The sequence below is a fragment of the Mesorhizobium sp. M7A.F.Ca.CA.001.10.2.1 genome (assembly GCF_003998575.1).
In the GTDB taxonomy this organism is placed as follows: domain Bacteria; phylum Pseudomonadota; class Alphaproteobacteria; order Rhizobiales; family Rhizobiaceae; genus Mesorhizobium.
In genome coordinates this window covers 1-4,098 of the sequence record NZ_RZQY01000562.1, presented here as the reverse complement: position 1 = coordinate 4,098, position 4,098 = coordinate 1, and the positions used below count along the sequence as shown (strand labels likewise).

Annotated in this window: 4 protein-coding genes and 1 pseudogene; all 5 read right to left on the bottom strand. The window is 65.7% G+C overall.

Annotation, left to right across the window (positions count from 1 at the left end):
* The coding region (locus tag EN964_RS27280; protein ID WP_164776021.1) for an enoyl-CoA hydratase/isomerase family protein at nt 1-286 on the bottom strand (286 nt) is incomplete at its 3' end.
* A gap of 126 nt (nt 287-412) precedes the next feature.
* On the bottom strand, nt 413-1,360 hold the full coding sequence (locus tag EN964_RS27275; protein ID WP_127270023.1) for an ABC transporter permease: 948 nt from the start codon (nt 1,358-1,360) through the stop codon (nt 413-415).
* A gap of 3 nt (nt 1,361-1,363) precedes the next feature.
* Nucleotides 1,364-2,344 carry an ABC transporter permease gene (locus EN964_RS27270; RefSeq protein ID WP_164748786.1) on the bottom strand — a complete coding sequence of 327 codons (981 nt, stop codon included), beginning with the start codon at nt 2,342-2,344 and terminating at the stop codon, nt 1,364-1,366.
* 1 nt (nt 2,345) lies between these two features.
* Entirely contained in the window at nt 2,346-3,815 is a 1,470-nt protein-coding gene (locus tag EN964_RS27265) for a sugar ABC transporter ATP-binding protein (protein WP_127270027.1), read from the bottom strand.
* Nucleotides 3,816-3,864: 49 nt separating this feature from the next.
* Nucleotides 3,865-4,098 (bottom strand): annotated as a pseudogene (locus tag EN964_RS27260) (ABC transporter substrate-binding protein); the annotation flags it as partial.

Sequence of the window (4,098 nt, the reverse complement as noted above, 5' to 3'; positions counted from 1 at the left end):
GGATGGCGGCTAGCGTTGGCTTGGCGATGGTTTCCAGCGTCGCCACGATGGCGCGCAGCTCCGGCTGCTGCATCGGCTTGCCGAATTCGGTGATGTCGGCGCCAGCGACAAAGGTCCGGCCGGCGCATGCAATGACGATGGCGGCAACCGAAGCATCGTCGCGCAACTCAACCAGCGCCTGCATCAGCGGCTCGCGGACATGGAAGCTCAGCGCGTTGACCGGCGGGTTGTCGATGGTGACGACGGCGACATCGCCGTGGCGGCTGACCTTCACGAAATCGGACACGCAAACCTCCCAGCGCTATTCAGCGGCCGTGGCCGCGCGAACGGGATTTACAGCGCTATGACGCCGATTGGAACCGGATGTCGGCCTGGCACAATGATTACAGGCCTGGGACGACGAAGGCGGAGCCTACCGCGGCGCCTTCTGCCCGCCCGCCGCCGTGATCACCCCGACAATGATCAGCCCCGTGAGCAGCAATCGCACCCCGGCACTCACCCCAAACGTGTTGAGCATGGTCAAAAGCAGCACCAGGAACAGCGCCGCGCCCCAGACCCCGGGCACATTGGCCTTGCCGCCGGCGACCGACGTGCCGCCGATGACGACGACCGCGATCGAGGCCAGCAGATACTCATTGCCGATATCGACATTGGCGCCACGGAAATAGCCGGCGAGCAGCGCGCCGTCGATGCCGCCGAGCGCACCAGACAGCGTGTAGGTGAGGAAACGGATGCGGCCGACATTGACGCCGGCGAGCCAGGCGGCGCGGATATTCTGGCCGATCGCCAGCACCGAGCGGCCATAGATCATGCGCTGCAGGGCGATGGCCGCACCGATGGTGAACAGCACGGTGAGGATGGCCAGCACCGGAATGCCGAGTATCTGCCGGTTGGCGAAATCGGCGAAGCCCGGCGGCGGCTTGATCTGCAAGCCGCGTCCGTAGCTGATGTCGATCGACTGGATGATGAAGCTGGCCGACAGCGTGGCGATGATCGGCGGGATGCGCAGCGCCCAGATCAGCAGATAGTTGGCGGCGCCGATCGCCGCCCCGCAGGCAAGCGCCGCCAGCAGCCCGACCACGATCATGGAATCATTGCCGTCCATCACTTTCATCGCGACGGCGCTGGCAAGGCCGATATTGGCCGGCAGCGACAGGTCGACATTGCCCGGGCCGAGTGTGATGACGAACATCTGGCCGACGCCGACAATGACGGTGAACACCGCCAGCGACAGGGCCGCCGTCACCATGCCGCCGGCGCCATAACCGCCGGTGAAGGCGATCGTCGCCAGCCACACCAGAAGCGCGCCAATGAACGACCAGATCCAGGGTTTGGCGAGCAGCGATTTCACCGATGTCATCGCTCACCTCTCCTTGCGGCTGATCAGCACCCGCGCCGCCAGCACGATGATGAGGATGGCGCCGTTGGCGGCAACCTGCCAATCGGGTGGAATGTGCATGAAGGTGAGCAGCGGCGAGGCCGCCAGCGCCAGCGTCAGCGCGCCGATCACAGCACCTATCGGCGACACCCGGCCGCCGACGAATTCGCCGCCGCCGAGGATGACGCCGGCGATCGCCAGCAGCGTGTAGCCATTGCCGATATTGGCGTCGGCCGAGGTGGTGATGCCGATCAGCGCCATGCCGGACAGCACGCCGAACAGACCGGCCAGCGCAAACAGCACGATCTTGGTCTTGAGCAGCGACCAGCCGGCGCGGCCGAGTGCCGCCGGATTGCCGCCGGAGCCGCGCAGGATCACGCCATAGGAAGTGCGCATCAGGCCGAAATGAACGATGAGGCCGATCAGCAGCGCGGCGATGATCGGGAACGGAATGAAGGGCGGCTTGAACGCCATCAGCCCGAGCAGCCAGTCCGGCGCCTTGCCGCCCGGTTTGGGCAAGACGAGAATGGCAAGCCCCTGCCAGACGAAACTCATGCCGAGCGTCACCACGATCGAAGGCAAATTGCGCAGATGGATCAGCGCGCCGAGCAGCGCATAGACGCCTATCGACCCGAGCAGGATCATCACGCCGATGAGCGGCGCGTCCTTCAGCCAGGTCGCCGTGACACAGCCGACGAAGCCGACGAAAGTACCGATCGACAGGTCGAGCTCGTTTCCGGCGATAACGAACATCTGCGCGATGGTCGCCAGCGCGATCGGGATCGCCAAATTGAGCATCAGGCTGAACCCGAAATAGCTGATGGCGCGCGGGTTGAGCCAGGCGATGGCGAGCAGCACCAGCGCCAGCGACAGCGCCGGCAGCAGCCCGCGCAACAGACGGGCACGGGCCAGTGCGCCTCGCTCGGCGGACGTCCTGGCGGCGGTGTCGAGGCTGGCGGCCGTCATCTCAGGCCGCATCGCCGAATGAGGACTGGATGATCTTCTCTTCGGTCAACTCGTCGCGGCGCAGATTGGCGACGATGCGGCCGTTCTTGAAGACATAGATGTGATCGCAATTGTCGAGCTCTTCGGTTTCCGTGGTGTACCAGAGGAAGGTGCGGCCTCGGGCAGCCTCTTCGCGCACGAGGTCATAGACCTCCAGCTTAGTGCCGATATCGACGCCGCGCATCGGGTCGTCCATCAGCACGATCTGCGCGTCCGAGCCGAGCGCGCGGGCAAACAGCGCCTTCTGCTGGTTGCCGCCCGACAGCGAGAAAATGTTGTTGTTCATATCGGGCGTGCGGATGCCGATCTTCTTCTGCCAGAATGCGGCGAGCTCGGCCTCGCGCTGCGGCGAGATCAGCAGCCCGCTGCGCAACCGCGCCAGCGAGCGGATGCCGATGTTCTCAGCGATCGACCATTGCGGAAAAATGCCGTCCGACTGGCGGTCGCCGGCGACCAGCGCCACCGGTGCGGTCACCTCGATACCGGCCCGGGCGCGCGATGCAGCAGTGAAGATCGCCAGCAGCAGATCGGTCTGGCCGTGTCCCGCCAGACCGGCAAGGCCGATGATCTCGCCGGCGCAGGCGACGAGGTCGGTGCCGTCCTTCTGCGCGGCGGGCCGCGCCCGGACCCGTAGCGGACTGGCGGCGGGCTTGGCAGCCGCGATTTGCGCCGCGATCTTCTGGCGCGCCTCCGCTCCGCCCATCGCCGTCACCAGCCGGTCGCGGTCGAAGGCACTGGCGGCGTCGGCGACAACCACCTTGCCGTCGCGCATCACCACGATGCGATCGGCGTTGCGCAGCACCTCACCCAGCACATGCGAGATCAGGATGCAGCTTTTGCCGCCGGCGACGAAGCGGCGCACGAAGGCCAGCAGCTGGCCCGCCGTATGCGCATCGAGCGACGATGTCGGCTCGTCGAGGATGACGAGGTCGAGCCGATCCTGAGTGACGGTGAAGGCGCGCGCCACTTCCACCATCTGGCGCCGGCCGATCGACAGATCGCCGACAATATCGGACGCCGAAATGCTGTGGCCCGGAAAGATCTCGTCGAGCTTGGCGGCGATCAGATCCGCCGCCTTGCGCCGCCAGCCGAAGCCGCGCAGCGACGCGTGGTTGATGCGCGTGTTCTCGGCGACGCTGAGGTTGGGGCACAGCGACAGTTCCTGGAAGACGCAGCGTATGCCGAGCTGCTGCGCCCGCGACACCGAGTAGTTGTCCTCGGTGTCGCCATGCACGCCGATCTTGCCACTGTCGGGCACCAGCGTGCCAGCCACCATGTGCATCAGCGTCGATTTGCCGGCGCCATTGTGGCCGACGAGACCAACGCACTCGCCGGGGCCGACATGGAAATCGACGCCGCCCAGCGCGCGAACGGCGCCGAAATGCTTTTCGGCGCCGTTCAGTCTGATGATGTCAGCGTTCCCTTCAGGCATGCTCAACGATATCCGCTCGATGATCCGGAGGGCAACGCTTGTTCAAGGCTCACTTGATGTTGGCTTTGATGGCCGCGATCGCGTCTTCCTGCGTGTATTCGTGGCTGGCGACGCCGCCCTTGGGGATCTTCGGCAGCTCGGCCTCGAAATCGTCCTGTGTGAAGGCCAGATACGGCACCAGCAGATCGTGCGGAATGTCGGTGCGGCCGTCGAGCACCTGCTGCGCCACCCAGAAGGCGAGCGACGACACGCCGGGCGCGATCGAAGCCGACCAGGTCTGGTA